The following is a 3,766-nucleotide window of genomic DNA, read 5'->3' as shown; positions in this document are numbered from 1 at the left end:
CGGAACCGTATGTACGGTGGTGTGAGAGGGACGGAGGTTAGTCACCTCCCCCTATCTCGATTTCGGACACGATCTGTTCCCGCTGGAGTCGCCGCCTGCCGTTTCAATCACTTGATTAGGCTTCTTTATTTGCGTATGATATTGTGTTTTTATTCGTAATTGTTCGTGTTCTTAATTAGATTTTTGTATTATGAAATTGACTCAAGTGTAAAAGAGATAATTTTATAGAGATAAAAAAAGTGTCAGCACTAACATTCGTTTGATTATGTGCTGACACTTTTAATTTGATTAGTTACTCATTTTATCAATTTCGTAAACTGTTTTATCTTCTTTCACTAAAGCTAATTCAAGATCCAACGCTCTAGTAACTCTTTCTAATGTATCGAGTCTTGGGATTGCTTTTTCAGATTCTAATCGAGAAATAGCTGCCTGTTTTAATCCAGTTTTAGTCGCTAAATCAGTTTGAGTGAGCTTTAGTTCAATTCTTCTCTGAACAAGTTGTGCCACGATTTCGATTGTTTTTAATTCAGTTGGGTCTAAGCTGGTAATTCCTTTTTTGTAATTTGACCAGGTCATGAATTCAACCTCCTTCTCTAAATAATGAGTTACAGCATTAGTTAATTTTTAAGGATAAATTAATTATAACGAATTCGTTATAATTAAACAATAGATATGTACAAAAAAAGAATAGAACTAGTATGTTTTTACCAAAGTTCTATTCTCACTATTTTATTTACTAAAATCAATCTTCTTATTCACAATATAAATAATAACCCCACCGATTGTCATTGAAACAAGTTGTCCACCAGCAATCGTCAGATACATGAACCAAAATGATTCAGGTTCTTCAGAAATAAAATAAATTTGTCCCGCAATTGTAAACATCGATACGACGACAATTGCCGCCATGACAACCATCTTCGCTTTTAAATTCTTCATCCGCTTCGTAGCTGCTCTTGAAATCACTAAGACAAGGAAAGTAGACAATCCGCCAACAACGACATCGATTAACCCAAAAGGTGAAAAGAAGTTAACAATCACCACACCGATTGTCACTGCAATCACATAACGTTTATGAAATAGTGCAAGGTAATTAAACATTTCGGATAATCTGAATTGAATTGGCCCAAAGCCAACTGGAGCGACGGCAAGTGTGATCGCAATGTAGAGTGCTGCGATTACACCCATTTTAGTTAATTCTTGGACGGGTGTCCGTGAGGTTTGTTGCTTAATATTTTTTTCCATAAAAAAATCTCCTTTGTAAAATAGCATCTTGCTATTTTAGTAATAACTATGGCCAAAGGATGAGAGCAGATTTGCTCTAACGAAGTGCCATAGTACAAGCTAAAAAAACTTGCTTGCCAAGTATAACAAACTCAGTACCAATCTGCAAGACTATTTCATTAGCCAGCCACCATCAATTGGAATGACTGTGCCATGAATATAGTCCGCTTTGTCACTGGCGATAAATAAAGTCAAGTCAGCAACTTCTTCTGGTTTAGCCCACCTGCCAGCAGGTGTTTCATTCGCAACCCACTTCGCCATTTCACCATCACCGGTAAAATCCGCTTGATTCATTGGTGTTTGAATCGCTCCAGGCGCGATCGCATTTGCCCTGATCCCATCACGAATATAATCATAATCAAGCTGCTTCGTGTAACCAATAATCGCATGCTTTGAAGCGGTATATGCAGCACCACCACCGCCTGCAACAAGCCCAGCAATTGAGGTCATATTAATAATGCACCCTTTTTTCCGCGCCAACATCTGAGGCAAAACAGCATTCGTTACCAAGTACGTCCCCTTTAAGTTCGTATTGATAATCCGATCCCACAACGCCTCGCTCGTGTCTAAAGTTTTTGCATAACCATCAAGAATTCCGGCCGTATTGAGTAAAATATCAATTGCGCCAAACTGCTCTACCGCCCGATCAACAGCCTGCTTATCCGCCACATCAGCAATCTGATACTGCAAAAATTCACCATAGTTTTTTTGCAGATTAAGCAAGTTATCATCTTTAATGTCGATGGCGAATACGTTCGCACCATGTTTAAGAAAGCCTTTAGCCTGTGCGTAGCCAATCCCTGAATTTGCCCCTGTAATCAAAACGTTCTTTCCTAAAAATTCTTGCTCTGACATGTCCTCACCTCATAAAAAAAGTCCAGACAAGTGCTGGACGTGATTTTTTTACTCAACAATTTCCCAATCATCTGCAAGTAGGTCACAAACAGTTGGTGTAAACATTGTATAGCCTTCACCTCTGACATTAATTAAAAAGTAAGGGTTTAAGTCTTCACCTTCAAAGGTTGTTTTGTCAACTAATTTTACATAAAGTTCTGCTCCTGGCCATCCCGAGCGAATCACCTTTTCACCAGCTTTTAATCGTGGCAATACTTCTTCGAATGTCATTTAGGATTCTCCTTTTGAGTTGTTACTCAAATTATAAGCGAAATTGTATGCAAAGACAATTGATCCGAAGCTGAGTAATGTTATATGAATAATGTATAACTAAAAGTATATCAATTTGAGACTCCCACAGCTAAAGCAATGGGATTCTTGAGTGACTAAGCGTTCGCAGTCCATTTCTGTTTTGAACAGTCCTCAAGATGAGGGTATCTCATTACCCCTCATAGGGCAGAACATATAGTTCCCTATGCTGATTGACTTTTATCATCAACCACAGGTGCATATCGAATATTCATAGCACCAATTATATCTCTATGTTTCTCGAATCCACATTTACACTTATACTTTCTATCTTGTGCCTTGTTTTTCTCAGAACATTTAGGGCATGTTTGACTTGTGTATGCAGGATTGACGTATTCAACTTTAATTCCTTCTAACTTAGCTTTGTATTCAATGAATTGAGAGAGTCGATAGAATGACCATGTGTACAAATTCTTTTCGTTTTTACGACTGGTTCTTGTCGTCTGTCTAATATTCGCTAATTGTTCTAAACGAATGACAGAAATTTTATTCTCTTTCGCAAAATCAACAATTGCACGACTCACTTTATGGTCTTGGTCTAGCATCCAACGTTGTTCCTTGTTGTTCAACTTACGGATTGCCGTTAAGTTCTTCTTTTTCCCTAATTTTTTACGAACGGAACGGAATTTCCTTTTCTTAAATTTGTTTTGTCTGCCATTACCAAAAATCGTACCTTTTCATCGTCGGTTACGGCAACAGCAGGTACTTTTAACCCTAAATCTACACCCATAATTTTCATACCTGTTCTTTGAGAGGTAGGAATAGTGACAGAAATTTGTGCCATCCACTTGCCTGACTTTTTCGTGATACGCAGTGTGCCTAATTTATGTTTAAGCAAATCAAGATTTCTGTGATCTTTATCAACCAATAAAGCACGAATAGGCGTTTTCTTGGTTTTACCGTCAATCATGATCGGCAAGGAGATATGTGTGGAATCAAAAGAGTCGTTTTGATTGTTCCAGATGCACATCGTTTTTTTCAGAACTGGAACTGTTTCAAATTTTGTTTTCTTCGCCTTCTTGAAAACACTTTTCGCATCTTTAATTGCTTGGTTTTTTACTGCACTTGGCAAAGATACATCAATGTTTTTACTTGTTTTCTTGGTGCTTTTCTTTTCTTTTACCATTTCAAAGACAAGGTCATTGATTGTTGAAATGTATATTTTACTCATTTCGGTCAAAGTCAAAGCCTGCACTTTTGTAGGTAGCAATTTAATTTTTACAGTGATTGTTTGCGACACGATTTCACCCCCTTGTTTTTTGTTGCTCAACATAGCGTT

At 37.6% G+C, this 3,766-nt stretch carries 4 protein-coding genes and 1 pseudogene; all 5 read right to left on the bottom strand.

Annotation, left to right across the window (positions count from 1 at the left end):
* Nucleotides 1-288 precede the first annotated feature (288 nt).
* Complete coding sequence (locus ABD814_RS08570; RefSeq protein ID WP_344912221.1) at nucleotides 289-576, bottom strand: helix-turn-helix domain-containing protein; 288 nt, start codon at nucleotides 574-576, stop codon at nucleotides 289-291.
* A gap of 153 nt (nucleotides 577-729) precedes the next feature.
* Nucleotides 730-1,245, bottom strand: coding sequence for a QueT transporter family protein (locus ABD814_RS08565; RefSeq protein WP_344912220.1), 516 nt, complete (start codon nucleotides 1,243-1,245; stop codon nucleotides 730-732).
* A 150-nt stretch (nucleotides 1,246-1,395) separates the two neighbouring features.
* The gene (locus ABD814_RS08560) at nucleotides 1,396-2,139 is read right to left on the bottom strand and encodes a 3-oxoacyl-ACP reductase (protein ID WP_344912219.1); all 744 of its coding nucleotides are present in this window, start codon (nucleotides 2,137-2,139) and stop codon (nucleotides 1,396-1,398) included.
* Between the two features lie 48 nt (nucleotides 2,140-2,187).
* Nucleotides 2,188-2,409, bottom strand: coding sequence for a DUF2829 domain-containing protein (locus tag ABD814_RS08555; protein ID WP_344912217.1), 222 nt, complete (start codon nucleotides 2,407-2,409; stop codon nucleotides 2,188-2,190).
* Between the two features lie 242 nt (nucleotides 2,410-2,651).
* Nucleotides 2,652-3,727, bottom strand: a pseudogene (locus tag ABD814_RS08550) (RNA-guided endonuclease TnpB family protein).
* Between the last annotated feature and the right edge of the window lie 39 nt (nucleotides 3,728-3,766).

Origin of the sequence: Amphibacillus indicireducens, from assembly GCF_039539605.1 — a bacterium.
In the GTDB taxonomy this organism is placed as follows: Bacteria; Bacillota; Bacilli; order Bacillales; family Amphibacillaceae; genus Amphibacillus; species Amphibacillus indicireducens.
This window is presented reverse-complemented; position numbering and strand designations above follow the sequence as displayed.